Origin of the sequence: Enterococcus sp. 7F3_DIV0205 (genome assembly GCF_002141365.2) — a bacterium.
GTDB lineage: Bacteria > Bacillota > Bacilli > Lactobacillales > Enterococcaceae > Enterococcus_L > Enterococcus_L palustris.
In genome coordinates, this window is sequence record NZ_CP147244.1 from 1311437 (window position 1) to 1330186 (window position 18750).

General features: G+C 35.7%; 18 protein-coding genes. 1 reads left to right on the forward strand and 17 read right to left on the reverse strand.

Annotation, left to right across the window (positions count from 1 at the left end; all coding sequences use genetic code 11):
* The first annotated feature begins 84 nt into the window (after nucleotides 1–84).
* Nucleotides 85–1053, forward strand: a complete 969-nt coding sequence (locus A5821_RS06155) for a GIY-YIG nuclease family protein (protein WP_086313697.1) — start codon at nucleotides 85–87, stop codon at nucleotides 1051–1053.
* Nucleotides 1054–1093: 40 nt separating this feature from the next.
* On the opposite strand, the gene A5821_RS06160 is transcribed toward A5821_RS06155, so the two are convergent.
* The 17 genes from A5821_RS06160 to A5821_RS06240 form a co-directional block, all read right to left on the reverse strand.
* Nucleotides 1094–1453, reverse strand: coding sequence for a phage holin family protein (locus A5821_RS06160; protein WP_086313698.1), 360 nt, complete (start codon nucleotides 1451–1453; stop codon nucleotides 1094–1096).
* Nucleotides 1453–1773 carry a PspC domain-containing protein gene (locus A5821_RS06165; RefSeq protein WP_086313699.1) on the reverse strand — a complete coding sequence of 107 codons (321 nt, stop codon included), beginning with the start codon at nucleotides 1771–1773 and terminating at the stop codon, nucleotides 1453–1455. Before A5821_RS06165 ends, A5821_RS06160 begins: the two co-directional genes overlap by 1 nt.
* 150 nt (nucleotides 1774–1923) lie before the next feature.
* Nucleotides 1924–3516, reverse strand: a complete 1593-nt coding sequence (gene liaX / locus A5821_RS06170; RefSeq protein WP_086313700.1) for a daptomycin-sensing surface protein LiaX — start codon at nucleotides 3514–3516, stop codon at nucleotides 1924–1926.
* Nucleotides 3517–3801: 285 nt separating this feature from the next.
* Nucleotides 3802–4212 (reverse strand): hypothetical protein, encoded by a 411-nt coding sequence (locus A5821_RS06175; protein WP_086313701.1) that lies wholly within the window; start codon nucleotides 4210–4212, stop codon nucleotides 3802–3804.
* Nucleotides 4213–4237: 25 nt separating this feature from the next.
* A complete protein-coding gene (locus A5821_RS06180; RefSeq protein WP_086313702.1) occupies nucleotides 4238–4999 on the reverse strand; it encodes a tRNA 2-thiocytidine biosynthesis TtcA family protein in 762 nt (253 codons plus the stop codon).
* Between the two features lie 17 nt (nucleotides 5000–5016).
* Complete coding sequence (locus tag A5821_RS06185) at nucleotides 5017–6852, reverse strand: LTA synthase family protein (protein ID WP_086313703.1); 1836 nt, start codon at nucleotides 6850–6852, stop codon at nucleotides 5017–5019.
* A 108-nt stretch (nucleotides 6853–6960) separates the two neighbouring features.
* On the reverse strand, nucleotides 6961–7995 hold the full coding sequence (locus A5821_RS06190; RefSeq protein WP_086313704.1) for a Gfo/Idh/MocA family protein: 1035 nt from the start codon (nucleotides 7993–7995) through the stop codon (nucleotides 6961–6963).
* Nucleotides 7996–8104: 109 nt separating this feature from the next.
* Nucleotides 8105–9073 carry a sugar phosphate isomerase/epimerase family protein gene (locus A5821_RS06195; protein ID WP_086313705.1) on the reverse strand — a complete coding sequence of 323 codons (969 nt, stop codon included), beginning with the start codon at nucleotides 9071–9073 and terminating at the stop codon, nucleotides 8105–8107.
* Nucleotides 9070–9807, reverse strand: coding sequence for a ThuA domain-containing protein (locus tag A5821_RS06200; protein WP_086313706.1), 738 nt, complete (start codon nucleotides 9805–9807; stop codon nucleotides 9070–9072). Before A5821_RS06200 ends, A5821_RS06195 begins: the two co-directional genes overlap by 4 nt.
* A gap of 201 nt (nucleotides 9808–10008) precedes the next feature.
* The gene (locus A5821_RS06205; RefSeq protein WP_086313707.1) at nucleotides 10009–11085 is read right to left on the reverse strand and encodes a Gfo/Idh/MocA family protein; all 1077 of its coding nucleotides are present in this window, start codon (nucleotides 11083–11085) and stop codon (nucleotides 10009–10011) included.
* Nucleotides 11086–11743: 658 nt separating this feature from the next.
* The gene (locus tag A5821_RS06210) at nucleotides 11744–11884 is read right to left on the reverse strand and encodes a putative metal homeostasis protein (RefSeq protein WP_170922961.1); all 141 of its coding nucleotides are present in this window, start codon (nucleotides 11882–11884) and stop codon (nucleotides 11744–11746) included.
* 45 nt (nucleotides 11885–11929) lie between these two features.
* The gene (gene rpsN, locus A5821_RS06215) at nucleotides 11930–12199 is read right to left on the reverse strand and encodes a 30S ribosomal protein S14 (protein WP_086313708.1); all 270 of its coding nucleotides are present in this window, start codon (nucleotides 12197–12199) and stop codon (nucleotides 11930–11932) included.
* 90 nt (nucleotides 12200–12289) lie between these two features.
* Nucleotides 12290–12991: a response regulator transcription factor gene (locus A5821_RS06220; protein WP_086313709.1), complete on the reverse strand. Its 702-nt coding sequence runs from the start codon at nucleotides 12989–12991 to the stop codon at nucleotides 12290–12292.
* A gap of 177 nt (nucleotides 12992–13168) precedes the next feature.
* The gene (locus tag A5821_RS06225; RefSeq protein WP_086313710.1) at nucleotides 13169–16003 is read right to left on the reverse strand and encodes a hypothetical protein; all 2835 of its coding nucleotides are present in this window, start codon (nucleotides 16001–16003) and stop codon (nucleotides 13169–13171) included.
* A 23-nt stretch (nucleotides 16004–16026) separates the two neighbouring features.
* Entirely contained in the window at nucleotides 16027–17139 is a 1113-nt protein-coding gene (locus A5821_RS06230; protein ID WP_086313711.1) for a DUF916 and DUF3324 domain-containing protein, read from the reverse strand.
* Between the two features lie 214 nt (nucleotides 17140–17353).
* A complete protein-coding gene (locus A5821_RS06235) occupies nucleotides 17354–18034 on the reverse strand; it encodes a WxL domain-containing protein (RefSeq protein WP_086313712.1) in 681 nt (226 codons plus the stop codon).
* 23 nt (nucleotides 18035–18057) lie between these two features.
* Nucleotides 18058–18732, reverse strand: a complete 675-nt coding sequence (locus tag A5821_RS06240) for a WxL domain-containing protein (RefSeq protein ID WP_086313713.1) — start codon at nucleotides 18730–18732, stop codon at nucleotides 18058–18060.
* Nucleotides 18733–18750: the final 18 nt, after the last annotated feature.

Consider the following 18750-nt stretch of genomic DNA (forward strand, 5'->3'; position numbering starts at 1 on the left):
GAATGATTGACTATCTCTCATTAATTTGTATACTTAGTTTGTATCACTTATCCAGTCAAAAACAATCAATTGGATGTGTTTCTTATGAAAAATAATTTAAAAGAACAAGCAAGAAATCTACCTTTAGCCCCCGGTGTCTACTTAATGAAAGATAAACATGAAACAATTATTTACGTAGGGAAAGCAAAAAAACTGCGTGAACGGGTCGGAAGCTACTTTGTCAAAAACAAACAGCATTCTAGTAAAACCCTAAGACTGATTCAACAACTAACTGATTTTGATGTTATTGAAGTAGACTCTGAGCTTGATGCACTTTTATTAGAATGCCAACTGATTCAAGAATACAGACCCATTTATAATCGTCAAATGAATTCTTTTGAGAAATATAAATATATTGAAATTCATACTGAAAATAACGATCTAACCATTAATATACGCTCTATCCCAACAACAGCAAATTGTTTTGGTCCTTTTCCAATCAACCGAAAACTTTCAGAATTAAAACTGATTTTGGAAAATTTATATGGACTGAACAAAAAAAATTACTGGCAACAGTCTTTCTCTGAAAATTTCACACCTCCACTAGATCTAAGTGTCATTACGGAAGAATTACTCGGTGCATTTACCTTGAATAATCAACTGCCTCAAAAACGCTTAGAAGCAAAAATGCTTTCGGCTTCTGAAAATTATTCATTTGAAAAAGCAGCGAAACTACGTGAAGATTGGCAATTCCTTATTCGTTTTTTCAATCAAAATAAAAAATTAGTTTTAGCAAACCAAACAAATTGGCAACTGCTATATATTCCGATTGGCTACAAAATTAAATATTATCTAGTCCACCAAGGAATCGTGCTTGCTAGTCGAACACTTACGAAGCAAACCTTTTCTAAATATACACCGAATGAATTAGCTAAAAAAATTCTTCCAAAAAATGAACCTGAAAAAATTCAGCAATTTTCTAAAGAACAAGTTGATTTTATCAATATTTTATCTAGCTATATTAATCAACACAATGAATGTCAATTAGTTGAACTTGCTGATCCATTTGCATAAAGAAAAGGATAAAACCCAACTTATCGTTTGGGTTTTATCCTTATTCTTTGTATTTATCCAGATTACGTTCACTAACAATCATATTAACTACAGACATGATCACTGCCATTAGAATCGCTGCTCCAAAGCTAGAAAATCCAAAATTCATCTCACCAACGAAAGAAGATGTCATCTTCAAAATCGCTGCATTCACAATGAAGCTAAACAAGCCAAATGTAAGTAAAGTAAATGGAAGTGATAAAATCGTCAACACTGGTTTTACTAGCATATTTAATATGGAAAGCACAAATGCTGCAATGATCGCCATCCAGATACTTCTCACATAAATCATATTTGGAAAAATTACTGAGAGTGAAATAAATGTCAACGTATTAACGATCAAACGTTGAAAATAGGTCATTAAAAGTCACTCCAGTCATCATCATTCACTTTTTCTGCTTGTTTTCTTTGTTTTTGTTCATTAGCGTATGGATTTGGATTACGGGTATTTCTATTATATGGATTTTGATGTCCATAACCGTTGTAATTTCTACTTCTACCAGAAGGAATCAACACAGCTAACAGAATATATAGTAAAATTGGACTGCCAATAAAGATAAAGCTAGCTACCACGTAAATCACACGTACAATCGTAGGATCGATACCTAACCATTCTGCAATTCCTGCTAAGGTTCCTGTTAATACCACGTTATTGGGAGATTTTGTCAATCGTTTTCTCATTTTTTTCACCTCTCATCTCTTAGATTTTACAATAGAATGGATGAAGAATCATCCTTTTTTTTCTAATTATTTCTACATTGATAGCTAAGAGGATTTCTCTTAACTATCAACGCAGAGTTGACACGTTTTAAATCATCAAGTTCTACACATCTATTTATCTGTGTCTTTTAAATAAATGTTTCCTGTTGTTGTAGAAGCATTGATTTGAGCCATATCTTCATTATTCAATCGTCTAAATTGTAGTAATTGATTCGTTCTTTCTTTTTTCTCACGAATCACTTCGTAGTCACTTAAACGGCTATTGATACTGCCTAAGCTAGTTTTTACGGTTCCTTCGACACCAAGTTCATTTGGTAATGCGATTTTCACATTTCCGTTAACAGAACTTGCTTCTACTTTACGTAGATTTTTTTCTTTCGCTGTGATACGAACGTCACCATTGATCAATGAAACACCGATTGTTTGTGGTGTTGCAGCGATCGTTACAGTACCATTAACTGTTTCAATGATATTGTCTAAGATCTCACCATCTAAAACTTTGATATCACCATTCACGCCTTCGATTTCAAGCATCGTTGCATCAATGTGATTAAATGTGATTGAACCATTTGTTGACTTAGTATAAACATCTTTCGCTTTTAATGATTCAACTAATACATTTCCATTTAATAATTTGATTGATACGTGATCAAATGTGCGCTCAGGTAAGTAAAAAATTAGATCTGCACGAACCCGTTTATTTGGAATTTGGAATGAAATGACTTCATCATCTACATCGATTTGGCTTCTTTCCAAGAATGCTTCAAGCGGTGTTTCAGCATCCATTTTACCATAAAGTTTGATTTTACCTTCTACTTTAACATCTGGTTGATCCCATGTTTTAAACACGATATTCCCATTTGCTACTTTAACATCGATCAAACTTGCAAGTGGTGCAGGATAGTTAAATTCATGATCAAATTTCGTTGTAGCAACTCCTGGTACTTTAAAGCTAACATCTTTCCATTCCATATTATCGTTCATGGTTTCTGAGAATGCATTAAATGTTTTCTTCAAGAAAGAACCTAATTGAGAGCCGGCTTCACTCATTTTTTCGCCAACTTGATTGATCGTATCTGTTGCTTGATCTTTCCAATCATCTGGAATATCAAATTTTGAAGTAACACGATCTTTTGTTTCAGACCATTGCTCTTTGCGAATGTTTTTCAGTTCAGCTTCTAAAGCAATTTTTTCTTGGATTCTTTCGTCTAATGAATCTTCTAAAGATTTGATTTCAGCTTCTAATGAAGTTCTCAACTCTAACTCTTCATTTGTTAATTCGCTCAATTCTTCTTTAGTGTTTAGTTCCATCAATTTTTCTTGTGCTTCCTTGATTTCTTCTTTAACACCTGCAATTTCAGCGTTGATTTCATCCAACTCAACAGATGCGCGATTTGCTTCTGTCGCTAGATTGTCTAGAATTTTTTCTAAACGTTCATGGTCTTGTGCTTCTTTTGCTTTGACGTCCTCATCAGAAATTTCAGGTTCAACGATTTCTTCTTCTTTTTGACTTTCTAACTTATTTAATAAATCTACGACTTTGTCATTTTCTTTTGTGTCAACAGTTGCATTTACTTGGTCGGCAGCTTTTTTGATTTGTTTTTCATCTTTTTCTGTCGCCATATTTTCTAATAAAACTAAAGCTTCCTCTGAAGATAGGATACCTTTTTTAACTAAGTCTAATACTCTTTCTCTTTCTTTCATGGAAATTGCCTCCTTAGCAAATTTTTCACCCGAGGGTGTTTTCCTTATGTACCTATTATGCCTTCTTTTTAGTTATTTGTCATAGGACTTTAGAATGAATTTTTGGTAGTCCTCAAGGGTAACAAATGATTTATTTTGATTTTTAATCCATATATAGGAAGAAAGTCGTAATTAATCAAAAAAAACTAAGACTGAGACATGACTCATAGCGTTATGTCTCAGTCTTAGTTTTTTGAATTAGCGGCTGCAGAACAGCTTCTTTTGCTAGCTCATTCCGTATAATATCTATTGTTCATAAATCATCTCTTTTTCATGGCGTTTGCCTTCCGTGCTAGATCCAAAAGTATAATACACAGTTATTTTGACCTTATTTGAATCAATTTCCGAAAGTTCATTAGTTAAATCATATTCATAAACAGTTTTGCTTGAAGCACCACCAGACCACGCAAGGAGACCGGTCGTTCTATCAGCTAAAATCCATTTTTTATTTTTTTCTATTGAAAATTTCGTTTCTGATTCAAAAACGGTGAGAACATCTTTTGAGTTGTTCGTGATCAGCAATTTTTTCCCTTCAAATTTAAAATCGACTTTTTCGCTCTTAGTTTTTTCGAAGCTTATTTCTTCTTGTGTTTTAAGTAAACTCGTCTCAGAACATCCCACAAGTACCAATAACAACAACGCTATTAATTTCTTCATTCTATTCCGTCCCTCTAGAGGCTAACTACAAATGATCAATTGGTTTCATCGACTTCGTCCAGAAATTCTCAGATATCCCTTGCTCCATTCCCATAATAAATTTTTCTCTAATATCAGGATAGCTTTGAGCTAATCCGCTAACAAGATGTTTGATTTCTTCTCGTTTGGTTTTCTTATCGACTGGACATGGATTAAAAATGACAGGCAGCCCTTCTCTTTGAACAAACTGAATAATCTGTTTCTCTTCAACATAAAGCAATGGACGGATCAGCGTAATATCTGTTTTTGATAGATAACTAATTGGGTCAAAACTAGCCATTTGACCGTGAAATAGAAAATTCATAAAGTAAGTTTCAATTGCATCATCCAGATGATGACCCAAAGCTACTTTATTACAGCCGATTTCTTTGGCACGCTTATACAAAATGCCCCGACGCAATTTGGCACAAAGGGAACAAGGCGAGCGTTCTTCTCGAATGTCAAATACAACTTGAGCAATATTTGTTGGCACAACATCTAGTTCATAGCCTAATCCTTCCACAAATTCCTGCAAAGGACTGATGTCCATATCAAACCCCATCGCTAAAGTTATTGGCATGATTTCAAATTCAAAGCCTAGGCGTTTTTGCTTACTGATCATATCTAAAAAATACAATAGACTAGTACTGTCTTTTCCACCACTCATGCCAATCGCTACTTTATCTCCCGGTTGAATCATTTGATGTTGTATGACAGCTCGCCGAATGGGATTATAGTATATCTGATTGTCTTTCTTTTTAAAACTCATCACGTGTACTCCTCTTTTTATTTAAAAAAATCATTTTTTAAACTATAACGCTCTCCAGAAACAATATCATATTGAATCAAACGATAGTCTTCATACAATTCTTCTTGTTCTTTATTAAGGGCAAGTGTCTTACTCCATTTTTTATCTTTATAATAGAAACTTTTCTCAAAAGCGGGTACTTGTTTTTCTAATTCCGATAGTAGTTGGTAAAAACCAGTCATTTCCATGCCGCTTTGTTCAAATAGTGAAGGAGCAAAGTAAAAGGGACTAGTAACAGCATCATTGGTATTTTTTTCGCTAAGTTTTCCTTGATTATCATACATTAAAAATTCCGTTTGATGCATGTTCACTTCATCGTTGTCCACCTTGATTTCATCTGAGTAGATACTAGGCAAATGATCGCCCCAAAAAACAACTAAAGTTCGTCTTTTCAATTCTTTCAATTCCCTTGTAAATTGCTTCAATGCTTCACTACTATAAGCCACATCTTGCATGTAGCTGTCGATTGCCTTTTTATTTCCTAAACTTTGTGAAGAATAATCTGAGGTTTTATATTTATCGCTGTATGGCATATGGGTTTGCATTGTCACTAAATGAACAAATTGCGGATTTTGCTCTTCTTTTAATAAGTCCAATACTTCTTTATAGGCCGATTCATCAGATATATAAGGATTATTTTCAAGTGTTTCTGTGTAATTCATCGTCTCTTCACTAATAAATTGATTAAATCCCATTGTTTGGTACACATCTTTGCGCTTATACATTGATGTATTGTACGGATGAATGGCTGTTGTTCGATAGTCTTGCTGATTTAAAAGTGAAACGATCGATGGAATTTCTTTCATTTTCGGGATCAACATTGTATAAGGCGTCGTCAATTGAGGATTGAACAATTCCATAGAAAAACTGGTTAAAGCCTCAAATTCAATATTTGCAGTTCCTCCACCGTAATTTTGCGAAAGCATTTGACCACTATAGGTTGTTTTGGCAATATCGTAATAGGCTTTTAATGGATCTTTATTGGCGGTTACACCAGTTAAATGTTGCGGATTTGAAAAACTTTCACTCATCACAAAGATAATATTTGGTTGTTCTTCCAATGAACTTTTTGTCTCTTGAGCTGTTTTTGTGTATTTTGAGGTAATGCCTTCGATGGTCTTTTGTGAGTAGTTTTCTGGTTTGTCCATTGCGTCCACTTTTAAGTTATATAAAAAACCACCCATAAAACCGGTATTATAATAATTCATTTTTTGACTATACGGAATCCACAAAGCAGTTTCGTTATAGGCTTTTCTTAATAGATTATTTGGGTTGTTGAAATCACTGACATACACCAATAATGCCATTGTGATCATTAAACCTGAAATGCGAATGATCTGTATTTTTTTTGACAGCAAGCGACTTTTGTAAATGGCTCTTGCGAAAAAGAACAAACCAATCACTGCAATCAATAAAATAATAATGAAGGGAATCGTTCCGATCATTTCTCTTAATAAGCCAAATTCAGTGATCATTTTTAGATCATCTGGATAGATCGGTTCTGTTCGGTAAAACATTTTTTGATAATCAGCAAAACCTAAAATACCGATCGTAATGGCATAAAGCGCACTTCCAAGAAGCAGTGAACCCGCTAAACTGCATAAAAATAATAAAAATATCAGTAGGACTAGACTGCCTAGAATAAATTTTTCTGTATGCCATGAAAAGGCAAATTTAAACACTAAATCCAATGACAATTCATTTTGGCACCATTGTAAATATAAGTTGCTAATTAAAGCCAGTAACAGTAATCCTATCACGATCAGCGAATACTTAACTGGTTTTTTATTGAGTATTTGTAATTTTTTCTTCACACCATTCTCCCTTTTCTCTTTCGTAAAGCGTCCTTTAATATTTTATGCTTAGACGAAAAAAAAGTAAAGCTCCCTCTTCTAGGAAACTTTACCTTAGACGTATCTACCTTATCTTTTCGCAGCTTTAAAAATTTCTTCGATCAGCACCATTACTTGCCGAACTTCTTCATTTTTGACTACAGGTTCAGCCTTTTCTCTTACAACATTGTAAAAGTTTTTATAGAATGTATCGTATTCAGCAGTTGCTTGTGGTAAAGCTTTTGTTTCTGTTGCCTCTTCTGATGGCGGTGCCATCGTTTTCGTTAAGCCCACACCTGCTTGAATTGGTTTTGGTGCTTGAATATCTTGTTTCCCTGATTCGACCACCATTTCACCCGTTAAATCCCAATCGTGAATGATTGCCGTGCCTTTGGTTCCTTTTAGATACCAGCGTGGTAGTTTAGTGTAATTGGTTGTGCCCACTTCGATGATTGCTCGGATGCCATTTTCAAAAATAATATAGGCGATAAAACCATCGTCGACTTCATCGCCAAGAATATAGCTTAAATCGGCAGATACTTTTTCGATGCGGCTATCGACTAGAAATAATAGTTGGTCTAATAAGTGAACTCCCCAGTCTAAAAGCATTCCACCACCATGTTTTAATTCATGACGCCAATCTCCAGGAATACCATTAGCCCCTTGAACTCGGGTTTCGATTTGGAATAATTCTCCAATTTGTTGATTTTTGTATAGTTCCCGTGTGATTAGAAAATCTGGGTCCCAACGACGATTTTGATGGACCATAAAGGTTTGGCCTGTTTTTTTGGCAACGTTTAGGATTTCATCTAAATCTGCTACATTCATCGTAACTGGTTTTTCGCAGACGACATGTTTTCCTGCTTTTAGTGCTTGAATCGCTAAGTCTTTGTGAGAATCATTGGGTGTCGCAATCAGTACGGCTTCGATTGTTTCATCTGTTAGTACTTCTTCTAACGAGTCATAAATTTTGTGATTATGTTGACTGGAGATTTTTTGACGTTCACCAGAAATATCGTAAGTTCCTACGACGTGAATTCGTTCGTTTTCATTAGGTATGATGTTGTGGATATGGTAGGAACCCATACCACCATAGCCGATTACGGCGAAGTTGATTGCTGTCATTTTTTGCGTCCTTTCTATTAATGAGAATGATTGATTTTTGGTTAGCGAAAGAGATAGCGAACAGATGTTGAACAGTACAAGGCGACTATATGAAACGTTGTTTCCTTAATTATGCCCACCACATTTGGGCAGGTTGTTCTTTGATCATAATGCTTTTCAAATTAGTAATCGCTCTATTCAAGCCTTCTTCTGTGGACATAATCGGGTCTTCATGTTCAATGCTTAAAACATAGTCATAACCGTAAATTCTCAGCGCACTGATAATATCCGACCAGACGTTTAAATCATGGCCGCAACCTACTGAGCGGAAAGTCCATGCACGAGTTTTAACGTTACCATATAGCTGCATATCCGTTAGTCCATGCATATTGATATTGTCTTGATCTAAATACGTATCTTTCGCATGAAAATGATGAATTGCATCTGCTTCACCTAAAATTTTCACGGCTGCGACTGGATCGATTCCTTGCCACCATAAATGACTTGGATCTAAATTACAGCCGATTGCTTTGCCCGTTGCTTCACGCAATTTTAGCATTGTATAAGGTGTGTGACATAAGAAACCACCATGCAATTCAATCCCAATTTTCACACCAGCAGATTCTGCGATCGTATTGATATTTTTCCAATAAGGAATCAACTTTTTCTCCCATTGATAATTGTAATTATCATCGTACTCCGTCGGCCAAGGTAAAACAGGCCAATTGACTTGGGTATCCGTCGGGTTTCCTCCTGATACACCAGAAAAACCGTTAACAACTGATACATTCATTAATGAAGCAAGTTTGATTGTTTTTTGTACTAATTCATCTGCTTCTTGTGCTGTTTCTTTCAGTGGCGAGATTGGATTATTATGACAACTCAAAGCACTGATCGTTAAGCCTTTGTCAGCAAGTTTTGCTAAATACTCTTTTCTAGCCTCTGAACTCGCTAATAGTTTATCAATATCCAAATGAGCATTTCCAGGTGAGCCGCCTGTTCCGATTTCAACAGCTTCTAATCCTGATTTTGCGACTGTATCGATCATTTCTTCAAAGCTTAAATTATTAAATAAGGGAGTAAATACACCTAATTTCATTGTTCCGTTCCTTTCTTGTTCGTAATGGGTTCTAATGGTTCATGGTGACCGTAATTGGGATAAACATTTTGAGTTGGCTGACACCAACGGACACCATTTTTGATTACTTTTTGCACTTCTTTATTGTAGTAAGAAGGATATGTTTCATGCCCTGGCTGAAAATAAAAGATCTTTCCATTCCCGCGATGATACGTACAGCCACTTCGGAAAACTTCGCCACCAGGATACCAACTGATAAAAATCAAGTCATCCGGTGTCGGGATATCAAAATGTTCACCGTACATTTCTTCTTTTTCAAGTTCGATATACTCACCAATACCTTCTACGATTGGATGACTTGGCGCTACTGTCCAGATGCGGCAATGTTCTTGCGCTTCCCGCCATTTTAAGTCACAGGATGTGCCCATTAGTTTCATAAAAATTTTTGACATATGTCCTGAATGAAGCACAACTAAACCCATTCCTTCAAGAACACATTGATAGACCCGTTGAACGATTTCATCTGAAACTTCTTGATGAGCCACATGTCCCCACCAAATCAAAACATCGGTATTCGCTAGAACGTCTTGCGTTAAACCATGTTCTGGTTCGTCTAAGGTAGCCGTTCGAACAGAAAAATCATCTTCTTTTAAAAAATTAGCTATCTGTTGATGAATGCCGGATGGGTAAACTTTTTTTACAGCTTCATCTGTTTTCTCATGACGGAATTCATTCCACACGGTAACTTGGATCATTATTTTTCCTCCCTAATTTAAAAGCGTATCGGGCTCGTTTAGTCTCGACTGAAAAATAGGAAATTATGAATGAGGCACTTTTTGCCTCATTCATAATTTATCTTTTTTCCGAGACCTTCAATCCTTAGAGCTTTAGCTCTTAGGAATTGATGTGATCGAAGCAAAGCGTAGTACTAGCCCGTGAAGCTAGATAATCTAGATTTAATTGAAAAATACAGGCTGATTTGTCTCGGATGCTTTGTAGATTGCTTCAAGAATTTCGGTCACAACTAAAGCTTGTTCTGGTTTAACGACAGGTTCTGTATCATTTAAGATCGCATCGATCCAAGATTGTGCTTCTAAAACTTCTGGTTTGTCTCCTGCGCCATCGTAAAAATCAACACCACCAGGTTCTAATTCAATCTTCTTCTCAAAAAGTGTGCTGTGGTCTTCTCCGTTGATCGTTAAACCATTATTCATATCTGCACCACCTTTAGTACCATGTAAAGTGGTCTTAGCTTCTTTTACATCTAAACTATTTAATGCCCAACTAGATTCCAAAAAGATCGTTGCACCATTTTCCATTATGATAAAACCGAAAGCTGAATCTTCAACAGTAAACTTTTTAGGATCCCAAGAACCCCACGCATTCGCAGCATCTTCTGTCTCAGCTAATTTATGGTACGCTTTCCCTACAACATATTTAGGCTTGTAATTGTTCATCATCCACAACGTCAGATCCAACGCATGCGTCCCAATATCGATCAACGGTCCGCCGCCTTGCGCTGCTTCATCAAGAAAAACACCCCAAGTTGGCACTGCACGACGACGAATGGCATGTGCTTTGGCAAAGTAAATCTCGCCTAATTCGCCTTCATCACAAATTTCATGCAAGTACGTCGAATCTTTTCGAAAACGATTTTGATACCCGATCGTCAATTTTTTTCCCGTCTTATTGGCTGCTTCGATCATACTACGCGCCTCAGCAGCTGTTTTTGCCATTGGTTTTTCACACATCACATGACAATCAGCTTCCATTGCAGCAATTGATAATTCTGCGTGTGTACTATTTGGTGTACAAACATGAACCACATCTAAATCCATTTCTTCAAGCATCTCTTGATAATTCGTAAATGTTTTAGCGGTCAACGTTCCATAATGCATTTTGGCTTCTTCTGCTCGTTCACTAATCAAATCGCAAAAAGCAACTAGCTCCACTTCTTTCACTTGTGCAAGCGCGGGTAAATGTTTGCCATTAGCAATCCCACCACAACCGATAATTCCGACTTTCAACGTCATTCAAAAACCTCCAGTAATCTACTTATATTATTTTGTGGAAAAATAAAACGGTTACACGTCTACACTATTACTATACAAAAATTTGAAAGAGCTTTCTTCCTAGATTTCGGTTGGAAAGTTCCTGGATATTGCTGTGAAACACTATGATTGGCTACAAAGTAGACAGAATAGATGTTGAACAGTACAAGGCGACTAAAAGGAGCGTTGTCTCATTACTTGTGAAACACCTCGACTGGCTTTGCCAGAGCTGATGATGAACTGTACTTGGCGACTAAAAGGAGCGTTGTCTCATTACTTGTGAAACACCTCGACTGGCTTTGCCAGAACTGATGATGAACTATACTTGGCGACTAAAAGGAGCGTTGTCTCATTACTTGTGAATCACTACGAATAGCTTTGCCAGAGCAGATGATGAACTGTACTTGGCGACCAAAGGGAGAGAAGTCTCATTACTTGTGAATCACAAAACGGATAGTTTCCCTCACATTACTAAAAATTGTAGAAAAGTTCTCTTAATTATGAATCACACTAATAAAAGCGGACTAGCCAAAACAATCGTATAAAATGCAATCTTAATAACTCCACTAAAAACAAAAAAGCCCTTCCCTTCTACAATAAAAAGGAAGAACTTCATTTGTTTATCCGATTCGTAAAATACTCAGCCAACACTACCAGAAGTCATCACTCGATGTCTTTGTTCCCGTTTATACTGCTGAATAATTTTCAATGCTCGTTTTCTTGTTTTTCTATTCCTGCACTTCAATCGTCTACGTGCACTTGAAAGATCTTGTTTCTCCATCCAATCACCTCTTTGCATCTATTCGTCGGTTTCCTGTTCTAATGATTACCAGCTTGCTTTGTGTACACCAGGAATTTTCCCTTGATGTGCTAATGTTCTAAAATTGATCCGTGACATGCCAAATTTGCGCATATATGCTCTTGGTCGTCCATCGATCAAATCGCGATTTTTCAAGCGATTTGGATTGGAATCTTTTGGTAATTTTGCTAACGCTTCATAGTCTTTGCTCGCTTTTAACCCAATGCGCTGTTCAGCATATTTTTCAATTAGTGCTTGTTGATGTTTTGCTTTGGCAATTTTTGATTTTTTAGCCATGCTTTCTTTCACCCTTTCTAAATCGTAATGATTACTTTTTAAGAGTGATAAGAATAACATCAAATAAGATAAAATGCAAGGACTCTTTTTTTATTTCATGTCCAACATGTATCCTTTTGAACGGACTGTTTTAATAAACCTTGGGTTCATTGGGTTTTGTTCTATTTTATTTCGTAAATGGAAAACGACATTGGCAATACGATAATTTTTTTCTGGTTCATTTTGTTCAGGATCCCACATTTTCTCTTTAAATTCTTCATACGTTATTGCACGACATGGATTATTGTATAGAAGCTCCATTGCTTGAAACTCTTTTCTAGTCAAGATGATTTCTTCTTCCCCATCGATGACAACACTTAGATTGCTAGGAACTAACTCTAACCCTGCGGATTTCAATGAGTACATATTTCGATTTTCTTCCTTTATATGTTTCCCCATTTTATAACGACGCACCAATAAATTAGTCATTGTATAATAAAATTCTTCTTGATCTATTTCAATTGGAAAACAAGCTTCTACCCCTAGCTGTAAGTAGACAATATTGGAATGTTTCCCTCCACTAGTAGACAATAAATAAATTGGTACCTCGGTTACTTGACGCGTGATTTCCATTAACCACCGGCACGTAACAGGCATTGCTTCTTCTTGAATCACCAATGCATCAATCTTGTCAACATCTATAGAAAATTCCTCTTCAGTCACTGGAACAATGTCCCAGCCTTTACTTGTCAGAAACTCAACATGAGCTGATTTTTTCATGGTTTGTAACGTCAAAAAGCCGATCGTATACATAGCTATTCCTCCATTTCTTTATTTTCTTGTCTAACTTTTTATGTCTTGAGCTTTGGCTGACATTTCCTTATATGTATTCTGAAAGATGCTCTTGGCTAATCAACAGCAAGAACATCTTCCAGCAACCAAGCAGTACTTTTTATGCTCATCTAATTTTTAGAAATCAAACTGTGATGCTTAATTCGGCACATCTTCCAATGTCCATATCACTGTTCCTTGGTACTTTCCAATAAAATTAGACCCATTCATTGTAAATTGTAAACCTTTTTTATCCGTCCATTGATCTGAAATTGGAATCACTTCATTCTCAGCATCACTTTGTCCTTTTTCAATCGTTACTTTTTGGTCAGAAACGATCCAATGCTCTCCTTTGGAATCAATGTAACTGTAACTTCCTTTAAGATCTTTAGTATCAGATTTTAGCGTGCTTGGCGTCATGCTTAATTGCCAATTGCCTTTATCACGATTATCGAAAACAGAGACTTTTCCAGTTAATTGGACTGGTTTTTTCAAGTCTTTACCCAAAGGAATGGAAAAGGCCATCTCTGAAGGAACACTGTCCAATTTTAGTTCAGGTATTTTCGTTTTGACGATCCATTGATTCTTCGGATTTTGATCCGCTTGATCCATGATAACTTTGTAAATCATTCCTCTTTTATAAGGAATCGCAGTATTCTTATCTGCTTTTCCTTCATATAAGCTTTCTTTTGTTGTTTCATCGATAATTTTAAACTCATGTTCAGCATAAAGAGGAATCTCATTTTGAGCCTTAGCTGTTAAGTCAAAATAACCAGCGTTAGTTGAATCAAAGGGCTTAATCATGGTCGTTGCCAGATCAGTTACCGTAACTTGTTCTTTACCAGTTAAACTCATACTACCAATAAAAGTTTGGGCATAACTCTTTTTATCTGCACTTGTTAAAAAGTTTGGTACAGCAGCTGAGTTATAAGTAATCTGATTATCAGTCACCATTAAGATTTTGAAGCCGTCACTAAAAGTTGGTAACTGTCCAACTAAGTTATTTTTATTCAAATAAAGTGTATGAAGCTTAGATAAATCAGCTAATTCATTTGGCACCGTACCTGTTAAACCATTTTGATCTAAGATCAAATACTCCAACTCTTTTAAATTTCCTAATTCTTGAGGTATTTCCCCAGTAAGCGTGTTGTCAAAGATTCTTAGATCTTTCATTTTATCTAATTGTCCCAACTCTTTTGGCAAGATTCCAGACATTTTTGTATTTCTTAAATATAAGAGTTCTAAATTTTTAAAATACTTGATATTTTTAGGGATATATTGTCCTGGAAATGGTCTCGTACTATCTGTATTGATTTGTTTGATTTGAGCCAAATCAGATAAGTAGACATCTTTTCCAACCTGTTTAGGACTTAGTTGATTGTTAATATTATTAATAATCCAAGACTGATTTTCAAAAAAGGCTGCAGTAACGACATAATCAATAACAGTGATTGGAACTTCTATTACTTTAGTCAACTGACTCAGCTGTTGGCTTTGAAGTTTTATTCTAACAGAATCTACCTGTACCTTATCAAAGATTTTTTCTTCTGAGAAACCAACAAATTTTACAGTATCATTGGGAAGGGAGCTTTCTATATTCTTCAATAATTTAGTAGGATCTAAATCGTTTGTAGAGCTATTGATCCACACAGTTTGTTCAACAGGAGTTGCAGTAATACTTGGGATAAGTTTCGCACTTCCTGTTTCTGTATCAGATACTATTTCTTCTGTAGCTTTTTTCCTGATATTATAGGCTGAAAGTGGGATATCGAATGTACCATTGCCTGAATCATAATACTTCATAATTTTAGAAAGATTAAGATCACTATAGCTAACTTTGATCGTAACAGAATTACTTTTGAGCTCTTCTAGTAATGCCGTTGAAAGTTCAACAGCTATTTTTTTTGTTGTAATTCTTTGAATCTTTACTTTATTTGTAATGGATTCTCCATTTCGATTTGAAACTTTAATGTCTGGTAAACCAGTAGTTGGAAAAATGCCTTCTTTATCTTCTAATATGATTGATAATTTATCTGGATAATACGTTTGAAATGCTGATCCCAGACTTTGGGTTATTTGATATTCTGGCGCCAATCCATTAAAACTTTGTTGACCGCTCACAACTGGTGAAGAATAACGTGGCGTTCCAGGTGCCTCTATTGAACTTGAAAATACATTAAATTTTGGGCTTATATTAAAGGCACTGTATGCACCAATTGTGATTGCCTCTTGATTATCAGAAACAATCACGTAATTTTGTGGATGTCCCTCAGTATAATATCTTGATGCTTCTATTTTCAACATATCATTTTTTGTTTTCTCTCCCGTCATGAAATCCAACTTGCTACCAGCGTAAACTAACCCCAGTATATTAAGGTAAACTTTCTTTAAGCCTTTTTTACTGACTGTGCTAAAAGAAGGCGGGGGGCCACCACCTTGATGAATATAAACAACTTGGGGAAATTCTAAGTAAATATCTTTTACAACTTCTTTATTATCAGTATAAACAAGCTGATATGAGATTAATCCCTCAATATCGGAAGAACTGCCAGCTGATGTTTGAACTAAAGAACCATCATTATTTAGGTAAATTTTATATTTCCAATCACCTAGTCCTCCATCTCCACCTGAAATATAGTTGATCTTCAACGATAATTTACGATGATTGTAAACACCAACATTGTTATAGTAGATAACATCACCAACTTTGTAATACCTATAATTCTTTTCTCCAAATCCGTAAAATAGCCGATTACCAGATTTATCCGTCACATCTGTTAGGATATCTTCCCATGTAGAGCCTTGATATTCGGGGCGAATCATTGGTTTGTCTGGATGAAAAACACTTCCCCTAATAATACTGCCTTTTGTATATACCTCTGTAAAATAATCCCATGGATCATTCGCTTCAGCTTGTTGAATATCCCCAAAAAAGAAACTTATGAAGGAGAAACAAAAAATAACGATTGCTAGTGAAATCTTTTTTTTATTCATCGTTTTCCTCCTTTCTTTTGTTTTTAATCTGTCTTGTTTTCACGTTTTGTTTTTTCAGCACGCTTTTTTCGTTGCTGTTTGCGTTTTTTTGCTTGACGTTTTCTTTCTAATTCCTGCTTTTTCTTGCGTTTTTTATATAGTAGTACAATGAAAATGATCATGATCGCAACAGCTAAAATACTGCCAGCAATGATACCGCCGATTGCCCAATAATTTGGTGCTTTTTCAACTTCTATGGCTTCCTCTGTTAATTTTTTAGCTTCTTTGGATGTAATTTCAAACTCTTGTTTGAAAGCCCATTCGTCGTCTTTTGTTGTTGCAACTAGATCTAGCATATATTTTCCTGGAAGAAGTTCTTGGTTATCCCAACTAATGGGAAAATCAAAATTGGAATTAGGCGCCATTGCCATTTCTTCCTTTGTGGTTTGATGGATCACTTCGACTGAATCTTTTTTACTTACTTTTGCTACAACTTTTAAATCATTGACAAACGTTGGCTTAGTATTTTGAAGATTTGCTGTGACGGCGGTTCTGTAATTAATCAAATCAGGTTGAATGGTGTTTAATGTTAGTTCTGCCTTTACAGGCTCATCATCTTCAGTCAATTGTAGACCAACAACCATTGCGTATTTGTTGGTGATTTGGACGCCGCCTTCTGAACTTTTACTCTCTTCATCTGCCTCGTCTTTGTATACATAAAAACCTCCGACGATTTTTCCAGATAATTTTTCTTTTGGCATTTGTAAGTTGAAGGTTACTGTTTTTTTCTCTTTTGGTGCTAATGTGATTTTCTGTTCACCTGATATCAGTTTTGTGATCGGATGTGTCAAACTAGAATCAATTTCTCTATCTTTTTCACTAAAATCAACTACGCCATTTTGATTGGTTGTCGCAATATTTGGAATGATATTTAGCGTGATTTCTTTGTCTCCTGAGTTTGAAACATTCAAGGTCAAATCCTGTTTTTGTTCAGGTTTCATTCTGAGATCAAAGTAAGTTTGAGATTTGTCCACTTGATTCTCCGGAATATTGGCACTAACTGAATATTCCATATCCGCCCCATGTACTTGAACTGGGTAGATCATTAATAATATAAGTAAAAATAAACTGTATAAGCTATTTTTGACGTTTCGCATCGTTTATTTCCTCCAATAATAATGAGATTGGGACAACGTAAACCTTTCAGTCTCCCAACTTTTTAAAACAGATGTTTTAACGTCTATGGGGAATAAATGGACTATCCATGTTTATTTGAGTGATACACAAGAAAATAAGAATTGAATTTTTATCAAAACAATGCCTTATTTTCTTGGTATACAATTACATTTGCCTTACTCTCATTTGTTGTTTTTATTTACCTGGTGCATCTTGTAATTCCCAGTAGATGGTTGTTTTATATTCTGTATTCGCTTTAGCCGTACCTGCTAAGATAGATAATTGAACATTGGTATTTTTTTCGTCAGAGCTATTCTTATTCCACGCTTGTAACCAAGTTCCCTCACCAGAACCTTTAGCAGCTGTCATGATTTTTTGAGCTTTTGGTGATAAGACAAGGTCATTTCCTTTAGGTGGCGTGATTGCTTTTCCTGAACTTGATGAAGCAACTGTACTATTTTTTAAAGATAGTGTTGCACCTTTTAGTTTTTCTTGTTTGTCACTAGAAAATTCATCTGCTTTGACATATAATGCCCAACCTACAGAAGTCCCCCTAACGTCTGTTACTTGCACATAAGGTGTTTCATTGATCGCAGATTCTACTTGGTCTGATCCACTAATATTGACTTCGCCAAATTTTAAATTAGGAACTCGGTCAATTGTTAAAAGTCCTTTATTTCCGGTTCCATTATTTCCCTCATCACCAGGATCTGTTGGTCCTACTGGTGGTCGTTCTTCATTTTCGTCTCCCACAAGCATTTGGATGTTGACTTGTGAATCTGCATCTGATTTTTCGGCGTGGGCGTTCATACTAAAATAGTTGCCAGCATAGATTGTCATAGCTAAACTTGCAAGTAGTGTGATGTTCTTTTTCATAGTGTATCTCCCCTTTTAGTGAGTTATTTTACTGGTCCATTGATCAATGACCAAGTTAATTCAGCTTTGTATTGACCGATTTTGGCATAAGCTGGGATAGCTAATCGAACTGATTTATTAAGTTCTTTAGTTTTATCATCCATAAAAATGCTTGTGTATCTCCCCATCCCTTTATTTTTGTCAGCAGTCAAGATGGTTTCATTTTTATTTGCTGAATTAATAATAACGCTCCTTGAGGTAGGAGGATTTTGCATATCTCCCAGTTTACTTGAGATTTGTCCTTGAGGAATGACTAACTCCCAACCTTTAACAATTGTATCTTGATTCCCTTGAATTGTTGATACGAAATTGGTCATTGAAACTTGAACATTCCATCCTGTACCAGTTCCACGTTCATCAATTATCTCTATTCCAAGCTTTTCATTGTCTTTTACTTCCGCAATCCCTGCTGCACCCATTTTAATTTTTCCAAATTTAAAATTTGACACAGCGTTGATTGTAAAATCTCCAGTACCAGTTCCTGGTCCTATCGGTTCTTCTGGTTCTTCTGGTTTCCCCGGCTCGATTCCACCAGATTTCAATACTTCAACATCCGCCGTTGTCGTTTTTTCAGTTGCTGTATCTGCATAAGCATTTTGTCCAGATAATAGCAAAACAGCCATTGCACATACTCCGAATAACATCATTGTTTTTTTCATCTTATTCTCTCTTCCTTC